General features: G+C 47.3%; 24 protein-coding genes and 1 pseudogene. 5 read left to right on the top strand and 20 right to left on the bottom strand.

The window, feature by feature from the left end:
- The first annotated feature begins 76 nt into the window (after positions 1-76).
- From BST85_RS07175 to BST85_RS07155, 5 genes are read left to right on the top strand one after another with little or no spacing between them, the layout of a single operon-like run.
- Positions 77-367 carry a riboflavin synthase subunit beta gene (locus BST85_RS07175; RefSeq protein ID WP_104812622.1) on the top strand — a complete coding sequence of 97 codons (291 nt, stop codon included), beginning with the start codon at positions 77-79 and terminating at the stop codon, positions 365-367.
- Complete coding sequence (gene mutL / locus BST85_RS07170) at positions 368-2,218, top strand: DNA mismatch repair endonuclease MutL (protein ID WP_104812621.1); 1,851 nt, start codon at positions 368-370, stop codon at positions 2,216-2,218.
- A gap of 2 nt (positions 2,219-2,220) precedes the next feature.
- Positions 2,221-2,931: a rhomboid family intramembrane serine protease gene (locus tag BST85_RS07165; protein WP_104812620.1), complete on the top strand. Its 711-nt coding sequence runs from the start codon at positions 2,221-2,223 to the stop codon at positions 2,929-2,931.
- 2 nt (positions 2,932-2,933) lie between these two features.
- Positions 2,934-3,812, top strand: a complete 879-nt coding sequence (locus tag BST85_RS07160) for a rhomboid family protein (protein ID WP_104812619.1) — start codon at positions 2,934-2,936, stop codon at positions 3,810-3,812.
- A gap of 3 nt (positions 3,813-3,815) precedes the next feature.
- Positions 3,816-4,844: an endonuclease/exonuclease/phosphatase family protein gene (locus tag BST85_RS07155; protein WP_104812618.1), complete on the top strand. Its 1,029-nt coding sequence runs from the start codon at positions 3,816-3,818 to the stop codon at positions 4,842-4,844.
- Here BST85_RS07155 and BST85_RS07150 read toward each other — a convergent pair.
- The 20 genes and pseudogenes from BST85_RS07150 to BST85_RS07055 all read right to left on the bottom strand — a co-directional run bounded on the left by BST85_RS07150 (position 4,841) and on the right by BST85_RS07055 (position 24,400).
- A complete protein-coding gene (locus BST85_RS07150; protein WP_104812617.1) occupies positions 4,841-5,467 on the bottom strand; it encodes a WbqC family protein in 627 nt (208 codons plus the stop codon). The genes BST85_RS07155 and BST85_RS07150 overlap by 4 nt on opposite strands.
- An 11-nt stretch (positions 5,468-5,478) precedes the next feature.
- Positions 5,479-7,058, bottom strand: a pseudogene (gene lepB, locus BST85_RS07145) (signal peptidase I).
- 6 nt (positions 7,059-7,064) lie between these two features.
- The gene (dapB, locus tag BST85_RS07140) at positions 7,065-7,793 is read right to left on the bottom strand and encodes a 4-hydroxy-tetrahydrodipicolinate reductase (RefSeq protein WP_104812616.1); all 729 of its coding nucleotides are present in this window, start codon (positions 7,791-7,793) and stop codon (positions 7,065-7,067) included.
- Complete coding sequence (locus BST85_RS07135) at positions 7,793-8,386, bottom strand: DUF5683 domain-containing protein (protein ID WP_219842116.1); 594 nt, start codon at positions 8,384-8,386, stop codon at positions 7,793-7,795. Before BST85_RS07135 ends, dapB begins: the two co-directional genes overlap by 1 nt.
- A complete protein-coding gene (locus tag BST85_RS07130) occupies positions 8,376-9,275 on the bottom strand; it encodes a ParB/RepB/Spo0J family partition protein (protein WP_104812615.1) in 900 nt (299 codons plus the stop codon). The genes BST85_RS07135 and BST85_RS07130 overlap by 11 nt, the downstream gene beginning before the upstream one ends.
- Positions 9,259-10,044 (bottom strand): ParA family protein, encoded by a 786-nt coding sequence (locus BST85_RS07125; protein ID WP_104812614.1) that lies wholly within the window; start codon positions 10,042-10,044, stop codon positions 9,259-9,261. Before BST85_RS07125 ends, BST85_RS07130 begins: the two co-directional genes overlap by 17 nt.
- 201 nt (positions 10,045-10,245) lie before the next feature.
- Entirely contained in the window at positions 10,246-11,127 is an 882-nt protein-coding gene (locus tag BST85_RS07120; protein ID WP_104813939.1) for an SDR family oxidoreductase, read from the bottom strand.
- 2 nt (positions 11,128-11,129) lie between these two features.
- Positions 11,130-12,257: an AAA family ATPase gene (locus tag BST85_RS07115; protein ID WP_104812613.1), complete on the bottom strand. Its 1,128-nt coding sequence runs from the start codon at positions 12,255-12,257 to the stop codon at positions 11,130-11,132.
- A gap of 62 nt (positions 12,258-12,319) precedes the next feature.
- Positions 12,320-14,449: a methylmalonyl-CoA mutase gene (gene scpA, locus BST85_RS07110; RefSeq protein ID WP_104812612.1), complete on the bottom strand. Its 2,130-nt coding sequence runs from the start codon at positions 14,447-14,449 to the stop codon at positions 12,320-12,322.
- Positions 14,450-14,451: 2 nt separating this feature from the next.
- On the bottom strand, positions 14,452-15,027 hold the full coding sequence (locus BST85_RS07105) for a hypothetical protein (protein WP_146090677.1): 576 nt from the start codon (positions 15,025-15,027) through the stop codon (positions 14,452-14,454).
- Positions 15,020-16,390: a methylmalonyl-CoA mutase subunit beta gene (locus BST85_RS07100; protein ID WP_104812610.1), complete on the bottom strand. Its 1,371-nt coding sequence runs from the start codon at positions 16,388-16,390 to the stop codon at positions 15,020-15,022. The genes BST85_RS07105 and BST85_RS07100 overlap by 8 nt, the downstream gene beginning before the upstream one ends.
- On the bottom strand, positions 16,383-16,721 hold the full coding sequence (locus BST85_RS07095) for an FtsB family cell division protein (protein ID WP_104812609.1): 339 nt from the start codon (positions 16,719-16,721) through the stop codon (positions 16,383-16,385). Before BST85_RS07095 ends, BST85_RS07100 begins: the two co-directional genes overlap by 8 nt.
- On the bottom strand, positions 16,718-17,335 hold the full coding sequence (udk, locus tag BST85_RS07090) for a uridine kinase (protein ID WP_104812608.1): 618 nt from the start codon (positions 17,333-17,335) through the stop codon (positions 16,718-16,720). The genes BST85_RS07095 and udk overlap by 4 nt, the downstream gene beginning before the upstream one ends.
- A 59-nt stretch (positions 17,336-17,394) precedes the next feature.
- Positions 17,395-17,838, bottom strand: a complete 444-nt coding sequence (locus BST85_RS07085; RefSeq protein ID WP_245917653.1) for a c-type cytochrome — start codon at positions 17,836-17,838, stop codon at positions 17,395-17,397.
- Between the two features lie 2 nt (positions 17,839-17,840).
- On the bottom strand, positions 17,841-18,968 hold the full coding sequence (locus BST85_RS07080) for a PQQ-dependent sugar dehydrogenase (protein WP_104812607.1): 1,128 nt from the start codon (positions 18,966-18,968) through the stop codon (positions 17,841-17,843).
- 48 nt (positions 18,969-19,016) lie between these two features.
- A complete protein-coding gene (locus tag BST85_RS07075) occupies positions 19,017-19,817 on the bottom strand; it encodes a hypothetical protein (protein ID WP_146090676.1) in 801 nt (266 codons plus the stop codon).
- Positions 19,818-19,822: 5 nt separating this feature from the next.
- A complete protein-coding gene (locus tag BST85_RS07070; protein ID WP_104812605.1) occupies positions 19,823-20,653 on the bottom strand; it encodes an MBL fold metallo-hydrolase in 831 nt (276 codons plus the stop codon).
- An 11-nt stretch (positions 20,654-20,664) separates the two neighbouring features.
- Positions 20,665-21,693 carry a hypothetical protein gene (locus BST85_RS07065; protein WP_104812604.1) on the bottom strand — a complete coding sequence of 343 codons (1,029 nt, stop codon included), beginning with the start codon at positions 21,691-21,693 and terminating at the stop codon, positions 20,665-20,667.
- Positions 21,694-21,742: 49 nt separating this feature from the next.
- Entirely contained in the window at positions 21,743-23,005 is a 1,263-nt protein-coding gene (locus BST85_RS07060; RefSeq protein ID WP_104812603.1) for a carbohydrate porin, read from the bottom strand.
- Positions 23,006-23,008: 3 nt separating this feature from the next.
- Positions 23,009-24,400: a metal-dependent hydrolase family protein gene (locus tag BST85_RS07055; protein ID WP_104812602.1), complete on the bottom strand. Its 1,392-nt coding sequence runs from the start codon at positions 24,398-24,400 to the stop codon at positions 23,009-23,011.
- Positions 24,401-24,576: the final 176 nt, after the last annotated feature.

The following is a 24,576-nucleotide window of genomic DNA, read 5'->3' as shown; positions in this document are numbered from 1 at the left end:
CCCTACACCCCTCACTTTTTAAGATTTCCTTCTCGGCATTGTTTTTGTTTTTACCTACCTTTGAAATACAGGGATTATGGGAATATTAAAGACCAAAAAGAACAAGAAATTCAACTATTCGCCTCGTTATTATTCGTCTGAGAAAGAGGGTAGTCCCTACCGGATGGAACAGAAATTCGATCAGTTCCGTAAGACGGTGGGATCTAACCGAGGCTTAAAGAATAAATTCAAAGCTGCCTGGGACGACCTTCGGGATCGTTCCGATAAGAATGCCAACCGGCGGATCCTTATCATAATTGCTATTTTGGTGCTAATCTTCCTTTACCTGATCGATTTCGATTTATCCATCTTTACCCAGCCTAACTAAATGGCGGATATCATTACGCTATTACCGGATCATGTAGCCAACCAGATCGCGGCAGGAGAGGTCGTCCAACGTCCTGCTTCCGTTGTCAAGGAACTGATGGAGAACGCTATTGATGCTGGTGCGACCCAGGTGCAGCTGGTTGTTAAGGATGCCGGCAAGACCCTGATCCAACTGATAGACAATGGTTGTGGAATGAGTAAGGCCGACGCTCAATTGAGCTTTTCCAGGCACGCAACCTCCAAGATAAAAGAAGCTGATGACCTCTTCAGCTTATCCACTAAAGGATTCAGGGGAGAAGCCCTGGCCTCCATTGCGGCGATTGCCCAAGTGGAAATGCGGACCAGAAGGCCTGAGGACGAACTAGCCATTCAGATCCGGATATCCGGAGGCGAAATGGAAGCTGCCGAAGCGGTTACTGGTCCTGTTGGCACAACCATTTCTGTTAAGAATCTCTTTTACAACATTCCAGCAAGGAGAAACTTCCTGAAAAGCGATGCCGTAGAACAGAGGCACATTTTGGATGAGTTCCATAGGGTGGCTTTGGCTCACCCCAAGGTTCACTTCAAGTTGATCAGCAACGGCAATGATCTTTTCAATCTGCCATCGGCTAACCTGCGTAAGCGTATCGTCGGGATCTTTGGGCCAAAGACCAATGAGAAACTGGTCCCCCTGGAAGAAAAAACAGAGATCGTCTGTATCAGTGGTTTTGTCCTTAAACCAGAATACGCCAGAAAAAGCAGGGGAGAGCAGTTCTTCTTTGTGAACGATCGCTTTATAAAGAGTGCTTACCTCAATCACGCTGTGGGAATGGCATTTGAAGGAATAGTCAAGGAGGGTGCCCATCCGGGCTTTTTTATTTTCCTGGAGGTTGATCCGAATGCTATCGATATTAACATCCACCCAACAAAGACAGAGATCAAATTTGAAGATGAACACGCGATCTATGCCATGTTGCGGTCCACCATTCGTCACAGCCTGGGTCAATACAGGGTAGCAGCATCTTTGGATTTTGATCATTCCCTGGATCTGAATCCAAGCTATGAGAGCACCAAGCAAGTCCCGGTCTCACCAAAGATCGAGGTGGATAGACACTTCAACCCATTCAGTGAAAAGGAGGGTAAAGCAGGATACTCTTCGGGAAAACCGCCTAAACCTGAAGTAAAATGGGAGTCTCTCTATTCAGGCACAGCCATAAGCGATCCACAAGGATTTCACGACCCTGCAGAGTTTCCCTTAGAAGAATCTGAGGAACTGGAGAGCCGGCTATTTGACCAGGATACGGTAGAAAGCAAGCAGGAAACCTTCCAGGTCGGAGCCAAGTATATTGCATGCAGGATCCGAAATGGAATGATCATGTTGCATCAGGCTCGGGCCCATCAGCGAATCCTGTACGAGTCTTATCTTTCTCGACTGACTATGGAAAGGGGAGGTTCTCAGCAATTGTTATTTCCCGTGAAGATCGAGTATGACAACAAACAATTGACCCTTTTGGAAGATATACGGGAGGGCTTGGAGCAAATGGGCTTTGAATTTGCCGATTGGCATTCGGATGGGATTTCCATTCAAGCCCTACCTGCTGAGATGGAAGAAGTTCAGGTAGAAAGGGTATTGGGGCAATTGATAGACGATTTGGATCAGGAATTACCCGAATTGGGCTATAGCATCAATGATCGTATGGCCAGGTCCCTGGCCGCTTCCATGGCCATAAGGACTGGAACAATACTAGAGGCAGAAGAGCGGGAGCAATTGGTCCACGAACTCTTTGCATGCAAAGAGCCGGACAGGGCCCCGGACGGACGGCCCGTACTGATCACCTTGGACAACAAATTTTTCGATAAGCAGTTTAGTTAATTATGGGAAGAATTACCGAGACCGTAAAGGTTCTAATCATTGTCAATGTGCTCTTTTTTGGGGGAACATTGTTGGCCGAAGAGATATCTTATCGGTTGTTCTCACTCTATTATTTTGAGAATCCCAATTTTCGGTTCTGGCAACCCGTCACGCATATGTTCATGCATGGAGGGTTTATGCATATCCTCTTCAATATGTATGCGCTTTGGGCCTTTGGTACACCCCTGGAAATGCAATGGGGAAGGAAGAAGTTCCTGTTTTTCTATTTTTCTGCGGGCTTGGGTGCGGCGTTTGTACACTCTTTTGTTAACTACTACAATTATCACCAAGGTTTAGAAATATTAGTTTCGTCAGGTATGAGTTCGGAACAAATAGAATCATTCTTATCTGACCCGAGTAATAGCGTTTATACAATGTTTCAGGCGTTCAATGTGCCTGCGGTTGGCGCATCCGGTGCTATTTATGGTATACTGGTGGCCTTTGGGTTGATGTATCCCAATGTAGAGCTGATGCTGATCTTCCTGCCCATACCGATCAAGGCCAAGTATTTTATCCCAGCCCTGATCCTGTTGGATCTGTTCTCTGGGGTAACTGGCTTCTCGGTCTTTGGTCAGAATATTGCCAATTGGGCACATATTGGGGGTGCCTTATTTGGGTTTATCATGGCTTACTACTGGAAAAAGAATAGTTTTAACGACACCCGCTGGAACTGATTATGCCGCAGACCAACCTCATACAACAGTACAAGACGGCCAATATTCTGATCAAATTGATCGTGATCAATGTGGCCATCTTCCTGGTGGTTCGATTGCTTGGGTTCTTCACTCTTACAGACCCCTACGAATTGACCAAGTGGTTCGTTCTGCCGGATACCTGGTCGGAATTTGTGCTGCAACCCTGGTCCTTTATTACCTACAGCTTTGTGCATTATGGTTTTTTCCATATTCTGATCAATATGCTCTGGCTGTATTGGTTTGGCCAGATGATACTCAACCTGTTCTCGGCAAAGCGGCTCTTGACCGTTTACCTGATGGGAGCGATCAGTGGAGGTTTGTTGTTTGTACTGGCCTATGGGCTGTTTCCTGTATTTGAAAATGCTCGTGGCTATCTATTAGGGGCATCGGGTGCCGTTACTGCCCTGATGGTCTTTATCGCGGCCTATGCGCCCAATACCGCCATCCGCATCTTCACTTTTAACCTGAAGATCTGGCAGGTAGCCGTATTCCTGGTCTTACTGGATCTGGTTCGCTTGCCCTCATCCGGTAATGCCGGAGGATTACTGGCCCATTTGGGTGGAGCCATACTTGGGTATGTGTATGCCGTTCAATTGATCCGGGGGAAGGATATCGGCCTTGGATTTGAGCGTATGATGGACGGTGTGGCCAATCTGTTTAAAAGTCGTAAACAGCGTCCATTTAAGAAGGTACATAGGAATACCAAGACGAAATCGGCCCAGGGTAAAAGTATGCGGGATCAAAAGAGTGATCAGCAGAAAAAGGTAGATGCCATCCTGGATAAAATCAGTAAAAGCGGATATGAGAGCCTGAGTAAATCGGAAAAGGATTTCTTGTTTCGGGCCGGTAAGGACGATTAATCCATGAGCAAGAGACGCAGTGGTTTTTTGGGGAGAATCATCTACGGGATCAATATCCTGGCGGCCCTCTTATTACTGATCTCCTACCTGGTACCATATGTACCCCCTGCTCGTTTTCCTTCTATTTCGTTGATCGGCCTGGCCGTATCTCCCTTGATCGTCATCAATTTGTTATTCCTATTGTATTGGTTGGTTGGATTCAGAAGGCAGTCTTGGTTGTCTGGAACTGTACTTTTACTCGGATTTTTATTGCATGGCCCCTTGTATCGCTTTGGTTCCAATACGGAACTCGCCATAGACGGACCGCATTTGAAAGTGATGAGCTATAATGTTCGCCTTTTTAACGCCTATGAAGAGGAACCGGGTGATGTGGTTGATCATCTCCTGGACGAACTCATTCAAGAACATCAACCGGATGTGATCTGTATACAGGAATATTATAAGGAGCATCCGGTAGATTTTAGCCAATATCCCTATCAGTTCACACATTTCCGTGATGGCAGTGCCTTGGGCTATGCTATATTTTCCAAATATCCCATGACTGCCAAAGGGTCTTTTGACTTTGACGATACCGGGAACAACAGTGTCTATACTGATCTGGAAGTAGGAGGGAACAAATTGCGTCTCTATAATCTTCACCTGCAATCCCTGGGAATTCTACCGACTGTGGATTATTTGCAGAACAACGATTCCGAGCGGACCCGCAAACGCATGGCCGATGGTTTTGCCAGACAACAGGAACAACTGGAGGTGATCCTGGAGCATATGACCAATTCCCCATATCCTATCCTAGTGGGTGCAGACCTGAATAACACCCCCTTTTCTTATGTCTACAGGAAACTTAACAAACAGCTTGTGGACGGATTTAGGGAAGAGGGTCGCGGATTGGGAACTACCTTCCGATTTGACTCTTACCCACTTCGGATCGATTATTTGTTCGCCGATTCCTCGCTGAAATTCCTCGACTTTCAGACCCTGGACAGAACCTTCTCGGATCACTATCCTGTGATGGCTACTTTGAAGTTACCCTAGATATCTAGATTCTGCTCCATCAGATAAGACAAGGTATTAGGGCCTTCGTTGAAGAGTAGATCGAGTATGCTCAAATTGGAGAGGAATTCTCCATGCGGTTGCAGTACCTGGGTGTAGGGGGTTAGGGAGTAGGTCGGCGCCTTCTTGGCGACAACCAGATTCCGCTTATCATAGAATTCATCTGCTTCCATCTGATAAGAATCTGAGAAGCGCCAATTAATTTCCGTTCCCAGTAATTCACAGACCCGCTGGAAGACCCGCATGTTATGGTCCATTAGATTGACATCCATCTCCGAGAAGAGATCGATGAGTTCGTCTTCGTAGTATTCGAAATAAGGACTGGACCTGTAGGCAGATTGTAGGGACTTCCAATGCTGTTCTGCCCAGGGAAACCGTCCGTCCGTCCTAACTTCACGGCTGGTCTGCCTTCTTCCATCCACCGAGTGAAGCACGGGGACATTGAGGCTCAATTTACCATTGGCATGAGCGATATACGCCCTGTTTCTATAGGTTTGTTTCTGGTAATTATCCCAGCGTTCAAATACAACTTCATTTGCTCGTATGACATAGGCCATCTGAGCAATGGAGGGCCAGTAGGTGGGATGTACTAAAAGAGGTCCCATAACATTACCGACTATTGCTGGGCCTTCTTCTTTCTTCGTTTACGAACAAAACTGAAGATCCACAATCCGGCAACGACGATCAGGAAGTATTTGAAGTAAGAGACCGGCTTACCTGTTCCGCCAACTGTGGTAAAGAATCGCTCCCATTTGAACTTCCAGTTAGACATGCCATCGTTGATACCGTCTATGCTCATCCAGATGAATACCGGCTTACCCACTACGTGATTGAAGGGGACAAACCCCAATTGCGGGCATCCTGGGAGTTATTTCTATTGTCTCCCATCATCCAGTAGTAGTCCATTTTGAAGGTGTATTCCGTTAATTGAACACCATTTAGCAAGACTTGGTTACCGCTGAAAGAGATCTTGTTCTCGATACCCAGCTCACTGCCTTCATACACCTCGATGATCCTTCTGTAGAGAGGAATGGTGTTGAGGTTGATATCTACTGTTGCGCCTTTTTGCGGGATGTAGATGGGCCCGAAGAAATCGTGGTTCCATGGATATCGGTCATCCTGTGGATATACGTTGGGATCCCATTCTCCGGCCTCTGCACCATAGCGAAATACTTCGGTCACATTGGGGTTGGCTTCCAATTGTTCTATGGCCTCCGGGGTGGCCGCAGGCACATAATAAAAAGACTTTGACTCCGGGTCCACTCCAACACCATCGGTGATATCCAATCGCTTAAAATAGGAGGGGCTCAAGGGGCCACTGGTCTTAAAGCCATAGGAAAACTGTAGCTTGGCTCGATCTGGCAGCTCATTTTGCTCTCCGTTCACGTAAACCAATCCGTCCCTTACCTCGAGGGAATCTCCCGGCAATCCTACACAACGCTTTACGTAATTACTCTTTTTATCAATCGGTTTGATCAACACCTCCCCGTAAGGATTTAAAATATCCACGAGGGTATCCACCGGCCAACTGAACACTACAATATCGTTCCGCTTGATCTTCTGGAAACCTGGAAATCGCATATAGGGATATCCATTGGTATTTAGATAAGAACGTTTGTTCAGCAAGGGGATATTATCGTGTACCATGGGCATAGAGATTGGGGTCATGGGAACCCGAGCACCATAGTGGTATTTACTCACAAATAGGAAATCACCCACCAACAATGTTTTCTCCAGGGAAGAGGTTGGAATGGTGAAGGGCTGCATGATATAGGTGTGCACAATAGTGGCGGCCACCACGGCAAATAGGATAGAACTGACCCATTCTCCGGCTGCTGTTCGCGGCTTTAGATCACGGTCTTCAATATAATTGAGCTCTTGGGTGTAATTGATGTAAAACATATACAAGCCCAATGTCAATATGACGGCCCAGGTATCCTTGGACGAGTTAAATCCGAAACTACGAATGGTCTCTACCCAAATAACCGGGAACATGATTTGATTCACAATCGGAATGAATAGCAAGATCACCCACCACCATGGTCTGTTGATGATTTTCATCAGGATCACAGCATTGTACACAGGTACAAAAGCCTCCCAGGCTTTTCTACCGGCACTGACGTACATTTTCCAGGTTGCGGCACCGTGGATCAGTTGTATGATCAGAAAGATGATCAACCAGGTGGTAACACTCATATTCGATTAGTTGTTTTCTCCGCCAGGGGCGGTGTTTAAATTTAATACATCGGTCATAGAGAACACCCCTTGACGCCCTAATGACCATTGGGCCGCTAAGATAGCACCCTTTGCAAAACCATCCCTGCTATCTGCCTGATGTTTAATGCTGATCCGGTCTACCTCAGAGCCGTAAGTGATCTCGTGTATTCCGTTCACCTCGCCTTCCCGTATCGCATTGATAAACAGATTATTGTCTTGTCCATTCTCTAGGGTCCATCCGCTCAGCTCATCCCGGGCCTCAATTATATATTCAGCCAGGGTCAAAGCAGTTCCGGACGGTGCGTCCAGTTTATGTATGTGATGGGTCTCTTCCATGCTAACATCATACTGTGGGTAGCTGTTCATGATCTGAGCCAATTGACGGTTCAGGTGAAAGAACAAATTCACGCCAATGCTGAAATTCGACGCATAGACAAAGCATCCGTTACAGGCTTCACATTTATTTATCACTTCCTGGTAGCGATCTAACCAGCCGGTTGTCCCGCTTATCACGGCAAGACCTTGCTCCAGGCAATATAAAATATTGTCCGGTGCAGCTTCGGGTATGGAGAATTCGATGGCCACATCGGCTAGGGAAAGATCTTCATTGCGTTCCAGCTTGTGGATGCGATGGGTGATCTGATGACCGTCTTCCAGGGCCAGGCGTTCGATGGTCTTGCCCATCTTTCCATAACCGATTAGTGCAATCTTCATCAGAAATCCCAGGTAAAGGAAAGTGAATAATTGGGTTGGGCATTTATCGGGTCCAGCTGTACGCCAGGGCTTAAGCTAAGATCTTTACTCACGTTGTATTGCCTCAGATGGGCATCTACGTTAGCATCAATGATATTGAGTACATAAAAGCCGAGGACAACGATCAGGCTGTAATCCTTATTCTTCTGAGCGGACTTCTGGGCATCGATCAAACGATCATCCGATATAATGGGATTATCTCCCGGACCATAGAATTCGTCGTCAGTAAACCCGGCCAATCGCCTTTTATAGGCATCCCTGAACCGGTTGTAATCGTTGTCATTCTGAATGTAGAAATAGACTCCCGTTGCCAGCCCGGCATAGATGATGGGAATCTTCCAATAGCGTTTGTTATAAGCCTGTCCAAGCCCGGGTAGGACTGCAGAATAGAAGGCTGCAGTAGAGGGGGCCAAAGGGTTATACGGTTCTTTGATCAGGTCTTCGGCTACTACTTCAACCTGGTCGTCCTTGGCCACCTGGACCGAATCGCTGACCTGTGCTGTAGCCCCAAAACCGAAAAGGAATAGGATGATATGTACCCAATTAGTCCTCACCACTCATTTGCCGGAGTAATCTGAGCAGTTCCTGCTTACTGCCAAAGGGAATAGCAAGTTGACCCTTGCCAGATGGATTTACCTTCACCTTAACCTTTACACCCAGGCGATCTTTGAGTTCCTGGGCTGCGTCCAAGGCAAATTGCGGAGTCTCCCGCTTCACTTTTGCAGGTGAGGCTCCCGGATCCTTGTAACTGCGCACCATGGCTTCCGTTTCCCTCACTGACAGATTTTGGCTCAGTATCTTTTCATAGAGGTCTAGTTGATCCTCCAATTGATCTACATTGATCAGGGCCCTTCCGTGTCCCATGCTTATAAAGCCATCACGCATTCCTGTCTGAACGATAGGGTCCAGCTTTAACAGCCTCAGGTAGTTTGCGATCGTAGAGCGGTTCTTGCCTACTCGTTCGCTGAGTTCCTCTTGGGTCAGTTGGATCTCATCGATAAGCCGCTGATAGGATAAGGCGATCTCGATTGGATCCAGATCCTGACGCTGGATATTTTCCACCAGGGCCATCTCCAGGGATTCCTGGTCGTTGGCCAGACGGACATAGGCAGGTATGGTTTCCAAACCAACCAGTTTAGACGCCCGAAAGCGTCGCTCTCCACTAACCAGCTGGAATTTGTCAGTATCTACCTTTCGAACCGTAATCGGTTGAATGACCCCCAATTCTTTGATGGAGGTGGCCAGTTCCCGCAGGGATTCTTCATTGAAGGAAGTCCTTGGCTGAAATGGGTTGGTCTCTATAAGCGCCAGATCCAGCTCAATGATGTTCCCAACAACTTTGTCCGCATGCCGGTCCTCCACCGATCGGATATCGTTCTCCGGGTCCTTGAGTAAGGCGGACAAACCACGTCCAAGTGCTTGTTTTCTAGTCGCTTTGGCCATGAACGGCAGCGTTTTTTTCGATTAATTCGTTAGCCAAACTTAAGTAATTATTGGCTCCCTTACTACCTGCATCGTAGGTAATGATGCTTTCCCCGTAACTGGGTGCTTCTCCCAGGCGCACATTTCGTTGAATAATGGTCTGAAAAACCATCTCGTCAAAGTGTTTCTTGACCTCTTCCACCACCTGGTTAGATAATCTGAGCCTGGAATCGTACATGGTCAGTAACAGGCCTTCGATATCCAGGTCCTGGTTGTGGATCCGCTGTACACTTTTGATTGTATTGAGCAGTTTCCCTAAGCCTTCCAGAGCAAAGTACTCGCACTGTATGGGTATAATGACGGAATCTGCCGCAGTCAAGGCATTTAGCGTAAGTAAGCCCAGGCTAGGGGCACAGTCGATCAGGATAAAGTCATATTGATCCCTAAGCGAACCTATAGCCTCCTTCAACATATATTCCCTGGCTTCTTTGTCTACCAGTTCGATCTCGATGGCTACCAGGTCTATATGGGCCGGTATGATATCCACATTGGGTGAATTGGTCCCGATAATGACCTCATCAGCGTTAGCCGTATGCTCCAACAATTGATAGGTGCCTTTCTCTACTTGATCCACATCTACACCCAAGCCCGAAGTGGCATTGGCCTGTGGGTCTGCATCGATAAGCAAAACCCGTCTCTCCAGCACACCGAGCCCGGCAGCCAGATTGACTGACGTGGTCGTTTTTCCTACTCCTCCTTTCTGGTTGGCAATCGCAATGATCTTACCCATCCGTTTCCTACAATTTTATGGTTCTAAAAGTACGATTAATTATGTGGATAGAAAATCAAATTTGTTAACACCAAGCCAATTTATCAATGGTCAATTCTACTCAGGAACCCCCGTATATTCTAGGCCTAACGAAGGATTATAGAGCGCTCTTGGTTCTTGATAAAACGTAATCGCCTGTAGAAATCTTGCGTGGGAAAACCCTTAGGATTTTTTCCTGGAGCGGATCATCATCTCCAGCATGTCCCACATCTCTTCCGGTACCGCTTCCAGTAGGTTGAATTGTCCGGCTCCTTTCAGCCATTCTCCTCCATCCAGGGTCAGTACTTCACCATTCATATAGGCAGCGTAATCAGAAACTACGTAGGCTGCCAGATTGGCTAATTCCTGATGGTCCCCTACACGGGCAATCGGCACTTTCTTGGCCGGGTCGAACTTTTCCTTCAGTTCACCTGGTAGCAGTCGGTCCCAGGCTCCCTTAGTAGGGAAGGGGCCTGGTGCAATGGCGTTGCTTCGGATACCGTATTTGGCCCACTCTACGGCCAGTGAACGCGTCATGGCCAGTACCCCCGCCTTGGCTGAGGCACTCGGTACCACATAGGCCGATCCGGTCCAGGCGTAGGTGGTCACTATATTGAGCACATTGGCCTGTTCCTGTTTGCTGTCTATCCAGTGTTTTCCCAGGGCCAGGGTACAGTTCTTGGTTCCCCTAAGGACAATATCGATGATGGTATCGAAGGCATTGGCAGACAGGCGTTCGGTAGGCGAGATAAAGTTTCCTGCGGCATTGTTCAGCAGCACATCGATCCGTCCAAAAGCCTCGATGGCCTTGTCTCTCATTTTAACTACCTCTTCATAATTCCTTACATCACAGGCCACCGGCAACACGGTCCCTCCGGTCTGACTTTCCAGTTCTTCTTTTACAGTAAGCAGCTTGTCCATGTTTCGGGATGTGATCACCACCTGGGCGCCCAATTCCAGAAAATAAGTGGTCATAGCCTTTCCCAGACCACTTCCACCACCGGTAACGATGATATTCTTTCCCTTTAGCGCATCGGCTTTAAGCATTCCCTCTGTATATTTCATTGTTATGGTTTTTGATAGGTCGAACGGATCCATAGTCCGAAAAGGGGATCCAAAAATTCGATTCGTTGATTAAATATATCGATAACCTCTTTTTGTACCAATGCTTCCCGTGACCGGATCACACTGGCAGAGGAGGATAGTTTGTATTTTTTTATGGTCGATTTTGCCGTCAGTTGATCCTCTCCCCAGGCAATTGCCTTCAGCAGGTTCAACTGCAGATTGGAGAGCATATCTACCTCCCGGCTAAAGAACATATCGTATTGAGTTAGCAGATGATTTAACCCCTGTTTGATCTCATCCTCTGTGCAAACTTCATCCGTATGTAACCAGACCGCGTTGGCCAATTGTTGTACAAAGTAGGGATGATTGTCTACTAGGTCGGCAACTTTACCAGCTAGTTTTGCCGATATCTTCTTGTCACTTTTCCTGAATTTCCGGCTGATGTAGCGCCTCCAATGGTCGTTATCTATCTTATCCAAAAAGAGGATCTCCCCAAATTTGTAGAAGGGCATGGACTTATTTTCGAATAACTCCGCCATCATGTGTTGCTTACTCCCGTATAGCGCATAAGTGCAATGTTGATGCCGTTGCCAGACAGCCCTCAGTTTTTTCTGAAAAGCGAGGTCTTCGTCGTAATGAGCGATATTCTGAAATTCGTCCAGACACACAATGAGCCTGATGTTCTTTTGGATGGATATCTTCTCCGGCAGGTCCAGTATCTCGTTGGGATGTCTTTTGACCTCTTCCCAATCAAATGAAAGCGAAAATTGTTCCTGGGGGTCAAGGCCAAAGCTGAAGCGGGGGATGATCTGTTTAAAGAAATTCTTGGTCTGTTCCATGCGCTCATCCCACTTGCTGTAGGAGGCACGGATCACTTCGGTGGCAAAATAGGCGTAGAATTCTTCCTCCGAACGGGTTTGGAACAGGTCGATAAAACAAAATCGTACCCCGGGGTTCTTCTTTTCCATTTCCCGTCCGATCTTAAAGAGCAAGGACGACTTGCCCCAGCGGCGCGGTGAGATCAGGGTAACATTAATGCCGGATCCCAGGAGATTGGAGATATGATGTATCTCCGATTCCCGGTTTACAAAAAAGTCGTCCTGAACAACTTTACCAAATTTGAAAGGCATTTGCACAAGGGCAAGTTACGAATTTAAATCAATAAGTAACAAAACACTAAGTAACTAAATTGTTACTTATTGCTTTCAATGAGAATTTCCAGTATTTCTACAGCTGCTTCACTGATCCGTGTACCCGGTCCGTAAACCGCTACAGCACCGGCATCGAATAAGAACTGATAATCCTGGGCGGGAATTACCCCTCCTACTATCACCATGATATCGTCACGACCATATCCCTTTAATTCTTCTATCACCTCGGGCACCAGGGTTTTGTGGCCTGCGGCTAAGGAAGAGACACCCAGTATATGGACGTCGTTCTCTACAGCTTGTTTGGCAGCTTCTGAAGGCGTCTGGAACAAAGGCCCGATATCGACGTCAAAACCAACATCGGCATATCCTGTGGCTACAACTTTAGCTCCCCGGTCGTGACCGTCCTGTCCCATTTTAGCGATCATGATCCTGGGCCGTCTACCTTCCTGTTCGGCAAAGGTGTCGGCCATTTCACGGGCTTTTTCGAATGTAGGGTCTTGTTTGATCTCTTTACTGTAAACTCCGCTAAAGGATTTGATCTGGGCCTTGTAACGACCGAACTCTTTTTCCAAGGCATCGCTGATCTCTCCCAGGGTAGCTCGCTGTCGGGCGGCATCTACGGCCAAAGCTAACAAATTTCCTTCTCCACTACCAGCACATTTGGTCAGGGCTTGCAGGCAGGCTTGCACCTTTTGCTCGTCTCGCCCTTCTTTCAGGCTCTTTAAGCGGGCCAATTGGGATTCTCTTACCTTTTGATTGTCTACATCCAGAATATGCAAGGGGTCTTCCTTCTCCAGGCGATATTTATTCACACCGACGATCACATCCTGCCCACTATCGATCCTGGCTTGTTTCCGGGCAGCTGCTTCTTCGATCCTCAACTTGGGGATTCCCGCCTCTATGGCCTTGGTCATTCCACCCAGGTCTTCTACCTCCTGTATCAATTCCCAGGCCTTGTTTGCGATATCGCGGGTGAGGGATTCCACATAATAACTTCCTGCCCAAGGATCTGTGGTCCGCGTTAATTCAGTCTCCTCCTGCAGGTACAACTGGGTATTCCTAGCGATACGGGCCGAGAAATCGGTTGGTAGTGCTATGGCCTCGTCCAGGGCATTGGTGTGTAATGACTGGGTCCCGCCAAATGCCGCTGCTGCCGCTTCAATGCAGGTTCGGGCCACATTGTTAAAGGGATCCTGTTCGGTCAAGCTCCAACCGCTAGTCTGGCTATGTGTTCTCAGTGCCAGGGATTTTGGATTCTTTGGGTCGAATTGCTTTACGATCTTGGCCCAAAGCATACGAGCTGCGCGCATCTTGGCAATCTCCATGAAATGATTCATACCGATGGCCCAGAAAAAGGATAACCTGGGTGCAAAGGAATCTATGTCCATTCCGGCCTTTAATCCTGTCCTGATGTACTCTAATCCATCTGCCAGGGTATACGCCAATTCGATATCACAGGTCGCCCCTGCTTCTTGCATGTGATAACCCGAAATGGAAATGGAGTTGAAACGCGGCATGTTCTTGGAAGTGAATTCGAAAATATCACTGATGATCCGCATGGAGGGCGTAGGAGGGTAGATGTAGGTATTCCGCACCATAAACTCCTTAAGGATGTCATTTTGTATGGTCCCGGCCAAGGCTTTAGGTTCCACCCCTTGTTCTTCCGCGGCTACTATGTAGAATGCCATAATGGGCAGAACAGCACCGTTCATGGTCATGGAAACACTCATTTTATCCAAGGGTATCTGATCGAAGAGGATCTTCATATCTTCAACAGAGTCGATGGCCACTCCGGCCTTTCCAACATCTCCAACCACCCGTTCGTGGTCGCTGTCGTAACCGCGGTGTGTCGCCAGGTCAAAGGCGACAGAGAGACCTTTCTGACCCGCTGCCAAATTCCTTCGGTAGAAGGCGTTGCTTTCCTCCGCTGTAGAGAATCCCGCGTACTGCCGGATGGTCCAAGGTCGTCGAACGTACATCGTACTGTAGGGACCACGGAGGTAAGGCGGGATACCGGCAATGAAATCCAAGTGTTCCGCTCCATCCAGGTCCTGAGCCTTGTAACTGGCCTTGATAGCAATTCCTTCGGCGGTCGTCATCTTTTCGGACCTGTCTTGTGAATTGGCCGGGCGTGGAACAAGCTCCAGGTGTTGCAGTGCTTTTCGCTTCATACCTATTCGCTTTCCAGGTCTAATAGATAGTTGTAGTAATAGTCCAGGGCGATATACATGGCCAGGTAGGGGTCATTGGCTACCTGGTTGACGTTTCTACGTAGCGGTTCTGCCGTCAATTTGGGAGACATGGAATTGATCTCGTTCAAGGATGCGAAGGTCTCCTGCATGTCCCTGTTCTTGATGTTGTCCAAAACACAGACCACAAACTCGCTTTGGTAGTCCAGGTTGCTGTAACCTTCTACATCGGACCAGATAGGTTCTTTCCGAAGTTCCTGGAGCACAGCCTTGGTATGACTGGACATCAATTCTGCGAAATCGGCTTCACCCAAACCGCCTTTGTGAACAAAATAGCGGTATCCATTCACGATATACAGTGGTTCTTTGGGATCAAACCGCTTGTAATTGTAGGCCTTGGCAATATCTTCCTGGAAACTATACAGAGCCTCATGTAATAGCGCCTTATCTGCTCCAGGGCATTCTACCGGTTGCGGGTTTTCCTGGTATTTCATTTCTAATTCAGGACCGCAGCTTACAACGGCAAGAGTTAGTATTAAAAGGGATAGGTACTTAAGCATCTTCTTCATTTTTGAGGCGTTCTTTTTCTAATTTTTCGGCCAGTCTTTTGGCAGGGACCGGTTCGATAGCTGTTTTTCTTAGATCTCTTTTTAGAAAGGGATAGAGTTGGAGTTCATCTTTCATCTTATCCTGTGGATTAGGATATTTATTGGTCCCGATCAAGGTCTTGTCTCCTTCATCAAAAAGAGTCTGTTCCCCCTTTGCCGATTCTCTGATCTTTCGTTGGATGGTACCATCTTTGAGCTGCTTGAGTAGTCCTCCGCTTTGCTCGATCTCTTTGAAAATTTCCAATGCCGATTGGGCCAGCTGCTGGGTGAGGCGTTCGATATAATACGCACCATCGGCAGCATTGGATACCTGATCCAGGTAACTCTCGGCCTTCATGATCAAAAGCTGGTTGCGGGCAATGCGCTCACCAAATTCGTTGCTTTTGTGGTAAATAGAGTCGTAGGGGGAATTACAGATGGCATCCGCTCCTCCCAAAATGGCACTCATGCACTCGGTGGTGGTGCGCAGCATATTGACATTGTAATCGTATAGGGTCTTGTTGCGTCTTGCGGGTTGGGCCAGGATATGACATTCCTGGGAAAGGCCAAACTCCTTGGCCACAGTCGCATAGAGCCATCTCATAGCCCTGATCTTGGCAATCTCGAAGAAGTAATTTGAACCTAACCCAACAATAAAAAGTGGTTTCAAATTAGCACTATACTCCAGCTGCTGCAGGTATTCAACCAAATGTGCAATAGCATAGGCCAACTGCTGTACTGCATGGGCTCCGCCTTCAGCATAGACACGACTATCTACCGTCAGATTGCTGAGCCAATCGCCTTTTCCGATTTGTTCCAGCAAGGCCACATCTTCCTGCTGACCTTTATACCAGTTCCCATTGGATATTAGATGGCCCAATGGGTCGAGCAACAAATGGGAATTTGTCTTGACTCTTTTCGATTCAACGTTTAGTTGTTGAACAAAATCTGCGTCCGCAAAATCGAGTTGGAGGTAAAGTGTATGACCATTTGGATCAATTTCATGATGTAGCTTGGACCAATCAAATGAATTTTCGGCTTTCAACCATATGGCGTCTGCTCCTCGTTTCAGGCTGTCTTTCACAAGGTGGTTCACTACCTCTTCCTGGTCTATGAAATAGGACTGGACAATCTTCCATTGTTCCGGTTGGCCCGGGATACCGTCCCAGGGTTTATCATTTTCGTCCCGGTGATAAAAAGGCTTTACGTCTATACCTTCCGGGCTTTCCCAGATCAGGGTATTATTGTAATCGGCGCCTTTTAGATCGGCTTGGATCTTCTGTTTCCAACCAGCAGAACTGACTGGTTGAAAGGAGTCAAAAAGAGCTTTACTCATTTTCGGTATCGGTTTTCAAACTGTCGGCGTCTTCGATGATAAAAATATCCTCGTTCTCGCGTTTCAGGTAATACTTTTCCCGAGCATAGCGCTCGATCTCGTTGCTGTCCTCCATTTTTTCAATGAATTCCGTGTCTTTGTCTATCTCTTGCTGATAGAATTCCGCATTTTCCTCCAGGGCCTTGATATCGTCATTCAGCTCGCTGTGGATCAAGTAGGAATTGGTGTCAAAGAACAACATCCAAACGATAAAAAGAATGAGAATAATCACATAGGTGTTTCCCAGGTATTTTACCCACTTATTTTTACCTATCTCCTTTAGTTTTTTCATTGATCCTGGGCTATTCTTTGGTCGATGATATCGCGGATCAGTTCGACAGCTACTCGGTTTCTTCTGTGTGTCGGGATAATCACATCGGCAAACTCCTTGGACGGTTCAATGAACTCATTATGCATGGGCCTCAAGGTATTTTGGTACCTATCGATGACTTCCTCCAGATCTCTTCCTCGCTCTACTATATCACGTTTTAATCTCCTGATAAGTCGTTCATCACTTTCGGCATATACATAGAGTTTCAGATCCAGCAATTTCCTTAGCTCAGGTTGGGACAGGATGAGGATTCCCTCCACGATCAAAACCTTTCGTGGTTCGATAGTTGTACTCTCTTCCAAACGATTGTGAACTGCAAAAGAGTATACCGGTTGTTGAATGGACTTACCTCCTTTAAGGCTTTTAATATGCTGGATCAGCATTTGGAAGTCGATAGAGTCCGGATGATCAAAATTGATCTGGCATCTGTCATCGTAGCTCATCTGGCTGAGATCCTTATAGTAGGAGTCTTGGGAGATCACGCCGACTTCTTCTGCGGGTAGATCGTTTACGATCTGTTGGACCACAGTGGTTTTCCCGCTTCCGGTACCTCCGGCAACACCAATTACAAGCATGAGCGATCAGGTTTCCGCAAAGTTAATCAGAATAGCTTATTCTTGGCAGTTCGGGGGGTCTATTTCTCTACCTGGGCCACTTCTTGAGGAGTGACCATTTCCGATTGAGTGTTTCCCCAGCTGTTCATTACGTAGTTCAACACATCGGCTACTTCGTCATCGCTCAGGCCCATGCGCGTCATGATGCCATTGTAAGTGACCCCGTTGACCTCGATCTTGCCCTGCTGTCCAAACTTCACCGAGTGAATACTTGCCGTCCTTTTTTCGGTTAGCCAATTGGAGCCCGCAAGAGGGGGGAAGGTCCCGGTTACCCCTTGTCCATTTGGCATATGGCATTGAATGCAGAAATCCTCATACAATACAACTCCCCTTGCCATACTGTCTTCCAGAGAAGTTTGCTGTCCGCCTTGCTGGATCTTAATGGGTTGATCTTCTGTTTTATTTTCTGTATTTCCGCAACCGATCAGCAGCAGGGATATGAGTAAACTAAAGGTCATTTTCATAGTCAGGATTTGGGTTCAATGCGCAGGATGGCTTGGCCTTCAACGCCGATGTAAATATAACCATCCGGTCCCATGCGCACATTGCGGACTCGTCCGATGTCCTCGGCGATCTTTTCACGACCGATCACCCGGTCGCCATCTAAGCGCAAAAGCTCTACATAGTTGAATTTCAGTGAACCTACCAGCAGATCTCCTTTCCAATCAGGATATCTATCTCCGGTCACAAAATCCATTCCGCAGGGGGCAATGGAGGGCACCCAGTAGTAAATAGGCTGTTCCATGCCCTCTTTTTTGGTGATATCGGTAAACCTGCTGCCACTATAGTTGACCCCATATGAGATCACCGGCCAGCCGTAATTCTTTCCAGCTTGAATAACATTTACCTCATCCCCACCTTTGGGCCCGTGCTCGTGCGTCCAGATCTGCCCGGTTTCGGGATGCCTTGCCATGCCCTGAGGGTTTCGGTGGCCATAGGAATAAATAGCTTCTTTGACACCTGCTTCTCCTACGAAGGGGTTGTCTGAGGGAATACTGCCGTCCAGATTAAGCCTGTAGATCTTACCACCATCCCGAGTAATATCCTGGGGGTTGGTATCCCGATCTGCCCGATCTCCTATGGAAAAGTATACATGCCCTTCATCGTCAAAATCGATCCTGGAACCCCAGTGCCTGCTTATCCTGGAGTTGGGAGTTCCTTTATACAATACGGTCACTTCTGTTAGACTATTTCCGGATAATTTGGCTCGCACCAATTGGGTGTTTCCGCCGTCACCGGGCCCCTCGGAGGAGGCCATGGTAAAAAAGATAAAACCGTTGTCTGCATAATCCGGATGAACAGCCACATCCATAAATCCACCTTGACCACGAACATAGACATCCGGAACTCCCGCAATCATTCTCTTTTGTCCATCCACCCAGTGGATCAGATCTCCAGACTTCTCCGTGATCAGCATGCTGCCATCGGGAAGCCAATCCATACCCCAGGGGTTGTCCAGATCGGGTACGACTGTTTGTATGGTATAATCCCGCGAAGGAGTGACCAGACCAACAGATTCATTGCCTCGCTGGGCGCAGGAAATCAGGTGAATTCCTGTCAGTAATAAGATGGAAAGTGCAATTCTTATATGCATACAGCCCAAAAATAGGAAAGGTAGGGCAGCTAAGTTGTGAACGATTTCTTAATTCAGGATAAAAGAAACACCCAGCAAAGGCCCAAGTACGTTGACCTTAGTTTCCAGGCCGTTATCTATGCGCTTATATTTGAAGCTCCTAAAGCCTGCATTGATAGTCATGTATCGCCAGACCCGGAAGGCGTTAATGTAAGTGAGATCGTGCGTGAATTTTGAAGAATCTCCAATACCAAATCCGCCAACACTGAATGATGCACCTAGCAGAACCTTTGGCGATACCAGGATGTTGGTTCTTACTCCGACCATCATATCCCACCAGCTCAACGGCTCACGTATACGTTCCTGTATGGACCCGATGGGGCCCAGGTCGATGTTCAGATCGATCACCAGGTTGTTCACCCAATTCTTACCCCCCAGGGTACCTTCTATAGACCATCCCTTAGCAATATCTGTTTCTTCCGATTGGAAGGTGCTGTAAAAAGTGTAGCCTCCGCGGAGGTCAATTATATTCTGCTTGATGCCAACTTCGATACTAACGGGCCCCGATTCCTCTTCAATACCCAGGGTAGCAAAGGTTCCGTCTACTGAGAAGGAGAACCGCTTATAACGAACGGTCGAAACAAACTGGAAGCCGGCATTCGTAATGGATGAGAGGTCATTGAAGGACTGACGGATCTTTTCTCCGCCCACATCGGTGGATTGGGCAGCTAAAAGCGCATAGGGAGTAAAACTAAAACTCCAATCTTTCTTATCGGTTTCCTCGTTAAAATCTAGATTAGTCACTTGAGCGATGGCCGGGGTGCCAAGTAACACTAGACAACTAAATACGATTAGTCCAGATCGTTTCATCTTGATCAGATTGATATTTTCATGCCTTCCCTGGCCATAAAGCTATCCTTAAACCGGTCCTGACATTTCATTTCCATTTTGATCAGGAATTCATCATTGTGATCTGGATCGTGATGGGTAAAAACCAGTCTCTTGACTCCGGCCCGCTCCGCCAGTTCCATGCATTGATCGTAGCTGCTGTGGCCCCAGCCTTTATGGGTGGCCAATTCCCCTGTAGTATATTGGGCATCGTGTATCAAAAGGTCGGCACCTCGGGCAAAGTCGACGTATTTTTCTTCGACCTCCTCCCCGTGCTCATGGTCGGTGCAGATCACAAAACTCACCCCGTCTACATCTACGCGAAACCCAAAGGAACCCCCTGGATGGTTTTGTTCAATACAGGTCAATTTCAGTCCATCTGCGCTGACGATTTCGTCAGCTGTCGATTCAAAGTGGAAGGTGGCACCCATCCGGTCTAAGGAAACCGGGAAATAATCTTCCCGCATTTGTTGTGCAAAGATCTGCCTTAAAGCACCCGTTTCCATCTTCTTCCCAAAGACCTGGATATTGATGTTCATTTTCGGATCGTAAGCCGGGTCAAAGAAGGGAAAACCTTGTATGTGATCCCAGTGAAAATGACTAAAGGTGATGCTCAGGTCCTTTTGATCGCCATAAAAGCGTTTCATATCCTTGCCCAAATTTCGAATTCCTGTACCAGCATCCAGTATGGATAGGCGTTTGGTCTTTTCCCGGTAGATCGCAATACAGGTAGTGTTCCCACCAAATAAAGCCACATCTCTGCTACAGACCGGGATGGATCCGCGGGTACCATAAAACTTGATGTAGACTTTAGACATAACTGTCGAACTTATAAGCCAAAATTGTAGGTAGCAATAAAGGTGAGTTGTTGCTTGCTCTGCAGAAAGCCGTATTCTACGCGAGCTGCCCAATGTCTATTAAATTGATAGGTCCCACCGATCAGCATGTTCCATTCGAATTCCAAACGTTTTTTGAACTTGTAATACACCGTTGTTCCTGCCAAGCCTTCCAGACCGGGTCGGATGATCTCTTCGTAGGCCCGACGAATTAGTTCCTGTCTAAAGCGTGGTAATTCGGTAAACTCAGGAGACATGGTATAGGTTTCCCAACGTTGATCCAGATCATTCAAAGCCGTTTCGTCCAGACCAAGTGCTTCTCCCAACGGAATATTACCGGAGGTCTCACTGTCTAGTTTCTGCGATTGGGCCCCTGCCCAGACACCCCAGAACCGTTCCGGGTTGGTTTTGTTCACAAAGCGTTTGATCACCCGTGCACCCGCTACATTGACCAATACCGGTTTATCCAGCCGGTCATTGGTGGTCCATGCCCATGAATAATCCGCCTGCAGGACTACCGGTCCAATGGGTACAACTCCAACCAGATTTAGTCCATAATACTGCCCGTCTATATCTGTCACGGATGATATTTCAATTGGGGCCGTTAAAGTAACCGTCTGTTCTCCCCAGACCTTACCAAAGTATCCACCTACTGACAAGAAGGGTAGTACCCAGGCTTCTACCCGGGCAAATAGTGTATTGATACGCCCTTCTGAAGGTCCAAAAACGATAAGATCTGAGATGGGTTGTAACCTATCGAAGTCTGGCTCTTCATTCCCTTGGGTAAAGGCCATGGAAAAGTCTTCCAGGATGATCCCCTGTTTGTTAAAGATGGTACCGATAGAAGCACTAAAGGGTAGGGGAAGGTTATATCCTTTAGCGTAAGCCTTCTTTCCCAATATGGGAAGAACGTAAGGGTATTCTCCTCTTGTCTCCGTGCTATCCTGTACTTGGGAAAAAGCGTTTCCGTAGAAAAGAAGAACTATAATCAGGCCGGCACAAAGGCTTATTTTTTTGGTCATCTAATTGAGTTTTAAACGAAGCTACAAAAATGAAATAGGATTTACATCTTTAGAGGGCGATCCTTCCCCGAATACTGTATAAAAATAGAGATGACTGCTGAGGGTTCAAAGCCGGATTGATCAGGTATTGGATATCCGGTGTGATCGCCACCCTGGTCGATAGCTGAAAGCGGTAGAACAATTCGAAACTAAACTGATCGTCCAGACCTGAGCCAAAGGTGGTCTCGTTCACCTGTCCCCAGTTCAGCCCCAAGGCTAATAGGTCTCGCCCCTGCACGGGTTGGTAACCAAAGCCGGTGGACAAGGAATTTTGCAGAAGGCTGCCCGCATCCTCGGTGTAAGCATAGCGCAAGAATGGATACCAAATCTTATTGATGTATTTGGATGCCGATAAGACTAATCCCCAGCCATTGGGGTCCCCGGTAGCCGAAGTTGCATCCCGTTGCCACAGACTCAGGTGGATGTTGTCCAGGAACAGATAGTCCTGTGAGCCGGCCACTCCAACTTCCAGGTGTTTGAAATATTCGTTCTTATTGAAAAAGGTGTCAAAGCCGTTGAAGATATCGGTGGGGTCGGAGTTAATGTCACCAATACCGGCGATGACATAGACCTTCTGACTGATCCAGCCACCTGCAGCAAAACCCAGGTAGCCATCGTTAGGAAGATTTACAGCGGCCACACCGGTAGAAAAGACCAGGTTGGAAAAGTGCATCCAGGGTACCGCCAAACCATAGACATCGAAAAAGTCCGTCACATCCAGGAATCCACCAACCAAGGCAACCCGGCCATCGGCAAAACGCTGTCTCCAATATAAGTTAGTCGCGCGCCAACCATCGTTGTTGTAGGCTGCACCAATAAACCCCGCATAGCCCATATCCAGACCCAAACTTTTAGGAGGAATATCGCCGTATTTGTGGCGGTGCTCTACCTTAAAGACCAGGGCTCCGGAATTGCCGGATTTTTTACCCACGGGTTCCCAGGAACCGTATAAACGAAAGACACCGCTGCTTGCATTGCCTTCGCCCACATCGGAATTGGTGCCAATGAAGGTATTGGAATAGTCCAGCCCAAAGCTGATATCGGTTTTCTCGGCAAATCGCTCTTTAAAACTGAAGTAGCCATCCAGGAAAGGAAATTCCAACCAGGCCTTGACCACATCCTTATCCCGCTGAATTCGGTTATCTACCTGATCGGGACCGCCGAAGTTGCCTAGGCTGTCTTTTACTTGTTCTTTGTCCTGGGCATGTATTCCCCATGCCAATAAAAGCGAAACAGATACAAGGACCTTACAAATAAGCTTTGAGACCTGCATGGATTAATCTAGGGTGTTCTTGTAGATTACTCCATCTTTCATAATCACCTTCATGGTCTCAATTCCATCACGGACCGGAGCGTCAAACCATTTTTCGTTCCCACCGATGACCGTGATGTCCTCTAATGGATTTCCATCCACGATCAGGATGTCCGCATAGGCTCCCACTTCGATCACACCGAGTTTCCCTTCTGGATACGGATCCAGTACCTCTCCGGATAGTTTCAGTATTTCACCGTTCACTGAGGTGAGTGCTTTCAACCAATAGTGATTTCCAAAGAATTCTGCCCCTAAATAGATCTGGTGGTCGTTTTGCTTGTTGCAGGCTTCCGGCATTCCTACGCAATCACCTTGAAATCCAAGCTTAGGGCGGTACTGTCGTACATTGTCTAAATAATTTTCAAAGGCTTTTTGTGCAGAATTGGCCTTACGGGCTGAGGCAGGACTGGCCGATATGGCCGAAACCTGGCTCAGGGCAGGAGAGAAGGCCTGCATATTGGTGGTCATATAGGCACCTTTCTCTTCCATTAAACGGGCAACGTCTCCATCGAACATAAAGCAGTGCTCGATTGTCTTCACGCCATTCTTAAGACAACGCATTATGGATTTTTTACTGTAAGCATGTGATAAAACATAAGAACCATAGGCGTCGGCGATCTCAACGGCCGCGCGGATCTCTTCTTCGGAATAAGCATCCAGTTGCCAAGGGTCAAATTGTGAAACTACCCCGCCAGAGGACATGATCTTAATTTGAGATGCACCCTGCATAAAGTTTTGCCTGGCAGCTGCTTTAATGGCATCAACGCCATCCGCGGTAAGGGTCATTCCCAATCTTCCACCATTGGATAGGACACCATTCATGGTCTCATTCGGTGTGTTGAAGTTCCTGAAATCGGCATGAGAACCTGTAGGACCAATAAAGCCTCCTGAGGGGTAGATCCTTGGTCCGGCCAATAGGCCTGCGTCAATGGTCTTCTTCAGACCTGCTCCCATTCCCCCGGCATCTCTCCAAGAGGTAAAGCCCGACATCAAGGCATTTTCCGCATTGACGACTGAACGTACGGCCAGTTCTTCCCAGTTTCGATTATTTTCAATGTCACTGATCGAACTCCCGTTCATTTGCAAATGTCCATGCCCTTCGATCAATCCAGGCATCAGCGTCATCCCTTGTCCATCGATAACTGTTGCACCCCTGGGTGCGCTGATGTTAGCAGATATCTGATCGATGAGATTGTTCTTGATCAAAACCTGCTGATTCGTATTTAGTTGAGAAGTTACACCGTCAAAGATGTTCACATTTTGGATCAGGGTGTAGCGATCAACTTTTTCCTGAGCATTGAAAAATCCGTGAAGCAAAAAGCAACTTATTAAGAAAAGTAATTTGATAGGTTTCATTTGATGGAAGTTAATTAATGTGACAATGATTTTTTTCGAGATCATTCATCGAGTCCCATTTCCGTTCAGTAGGATTGATCGATTGCCAAAATTCTCGTAGTTGTAATTATCCTGTCCATAAAGGACACAATTAAAGGACAGTAAAAAAACCAGAGTAAAGCGTAGTTCTTTAGAGG

The organism is Aureitalea marina, from assembly GCF_002943755.1.
Taxonomy (GTDB): domain Bacteria; phylum Bacteroidota; class Bacteroidia; order Flavobacteriales; family Flavobacteriaceae; genus Aureitalea; species Aureitalea marina.
This window is presented reverse-complemented; position numbering and strand designations above follow the sequence as displayed.

Bases quoted from the DNA above. Each gene is read 5' to 3' on its own strand.
- BST85_RS07100 (WP_104812610.1), bottom strand. From the start codon at position 16,390: ATGAGTAAAGCTCTTTTTGACTCCTTTCAACCAGTCAGTTCTGCTGGT.
- mutL (WP_104812621.1), top strand. From the start codon at position 368: ATGGCGGATATCATTACGCTATTACCGGATCATGTAGCCAACCAGATC.
- BST85_RS07120 (WP_104813939.1), bottom strand. From the start codon at position 11,127: ATGAAATATACAGAGGGAATGCTTAAAGCCGATGCGCTAAAGGGAAAG.
- scpA (WP_104812612.1), bottom strand. From the start codon at position 14,449: ATGAAGCGAAAAGCACTGCAACACCTGGAGCTTGTTCCACGCCCGGCC.
- BST85_RS07150 (WP_104812617.1), bottom strand. From the start codon at position 5,467: ATGGGACCTCTTTTAGTACATCCCACCTACTGGCCCTCCATTGCTCAG.
- BST85_RS07130 (WP_104812615.1), bottom strand. From the start codon at position 9,275: ATGGCCAAAGCGACTAGAAAACAAGCACTTGGACGTGGTTTGTCCGCC.
- BST85_RS07065 (WP_104812604.1), bottom strand. From the start codon at position 21,693: ATGACCAAAAAAATAAGCCTTTGTGCCGGCCTGATTATAGTTCTTCTT.
- BST85_RS07175 (WP_104812622.1), top strand. From the start codon at position 77: ATGGGAATATTAAAGACCAAAAAGAACAAGAAATTCAACTATTCGCCT.
- BST85_RS07155 (WP_104812618.1), top strand. From the start codon at position 3,816: ATGAGCAAGAGACGCAGTGGTTTTTTGGGGAGAATCATCTACGGGATC.
- BST85_RS07160 (WP_104812619.1), top strand. From the start codon at position 2,934: ATGCCGCAGACCAACCTCATACAACAGTACAAGACGGCCAATATTCTG.
- BST85_RS07125 (WP_104812614.1), bottom strand. From the start codon at position 10,044: ATGGGTAAGATCATTGCGATTGCCAACCAGAAAGGAGGAGTAGGAAAA.
- BST85_RS07055 (WP_104812602.1), bottom strand. From the start codon at position 24,400: ATGAAACCTATCAAATTACTTTTCTTAATAAGTTGCTTTTTGCTTCAC.
- BST85_RS07105 (WP_146090677.1), bottom strand. From the start codon at position 15,027: ATGCTTAAGTACCTATCCCTTTTAATACTAACTCTTGCCGTTGTAAGC.
- BST85_RS07070 (WP_104812605.1), bottom strand. From the start codon at position 20,653: ATGTCTAAAGTCTACATCAAGTTTTATGGTACCCGCGGATCCATCCCG.
- BST85_RS07095 (WP_104812609.1), bottom strand. From the start codon at position 16,721: ATGAAAAAACTAAAGGAGATAGGTAAAAATAAGTGGGTAAAATACCTG.
- BST85_RS07085 (WP_245917653.1), bottom strand. From the start codon at position 17,838: ATGAAAATGACCTTTAGTTTACTCATATCCCTGCTGCTGATCGGTTGC.
- BST85_RS07165 (WP_104812620.1), top strand. From the start codon at position 2,221: ATGGGAAGAATTACCGAGACCGTAAAGGTTCTAATCATTGTCAATGTG.
- BST85_RS07075 (WP_146090676.1), bottom strand. From the start codon at position 19,817: ATGAAACGATCTGGACTAATCGTATTTAGTTGTCTAGTGTTACTTGGC.
- BST85_RS07080 (WP_104812607.1), bottom strand. From the start codon at position 18,968: ATGCATATAAGAATTGCACTTTCCATCTTATTACTGACAGGAATTCAC.
- udk (WP_104812608.1), bottom strand. From the start codon at position 17,335: ATGCTTGTAATTGGTGTTGCCGGAGGTACCGGAAGCGGGAAAACCACT.
- dapB (WP_104812616.1), bottom strand. From the start codon at position 7,793: ATGAAGATTGCACTAATCGGTTATGGAAAGATGGGCAAGACCATCGAA.
- BST85_RS07115 (WP_104812613.1), bottom strand. From the start codon at position 12,257: ATGCCTTTCAAATTTGGTAAAGTTGTTCAGGACGACTTTTTTGTAAAC.
- BST85_RS07060 (WP_104812603.1), bottom strand. From the start codon at position 23,005: ATGCAGGTCTCAAAGCTTATTTGTAAGGTCCTTGTATCTGTTTCGCTT.